General features: G+C 56.6%; 1 protein-coding gene. It reads right to left on the reverse strand.

Annotation, left to right across the window (positions count from 1 at the left end; all coding sequences use genetic code 11):
- Positions 1-723: transposase (locus AC30D7_RS28735; protein WP_490136329.1), on the reverse strand; the 723-nt coding region annotated here is incomplete at both ends.

A 723-nucleotide genomic window follows, 5' to 3' on the forward strand; every position in this document is an offset into this window, starting at 1 on the left:
TTTGGGTTTAGGCACCTTGGGGCCCCGGGGATTTTTCGCAACTTGTTTTGGTTGGATGTTTCTGGCCAGTTCCAACAAGCGCTGGGCCAGTTTTTCCAGAGGTATGACGGGAAAACATTCCGAGGGCAGCGCAATTTGCAGGCCTTCATAACCACTCCGGACCTGAACCGCCAAGTGATAGGTTGAGGCTTCCCAGCCGTCAGGCTGGGAAGCCTGATGGGCTTGCTCGACGCTTCGTTTGAGTACGGCCAGGACGTTGTAGGCCAACACCGCAGTAGTGAACCCGAGCAATGCGGCCTTTGGGCTACCAAGGGTTTCGATTTCACTTTCCAGGATTGCTTCCAGTCGCTGGAACATGCCTTCAATGCTCCAGCGGCGGCGATAGAGTTCCGCGATCTGCTGCGCGCTGACGCTTTCAGGCAGGTTGCTCCAGAACATCAAGCTGCTGTCACCCGAGTCTGTTGGCGAGTGAAGCGTCAGTTCGACACGTCGACACTGGTAACCGCCTCTAACCTGAATAATCTGTTCACGCACGGTGCCCGTGCTCACAGGCACTGGTTCTTGCCAATGCCCCTCTTGAATCAAGCGTGGATGCTTGGCCTGTTGACGAATGACAAAGGAGGTTTTGACCTGTTCGCAAGCCTCCATGACCGGGAGCGTGCAATAGAGTCGATCAGCCAGCCACACCTGGCCCGGCTCGGCATCGGCCAAGAGAGGCAGCAC

Source organism: Pseudomonas sp. DF5, from assembly GCF_058148225.1.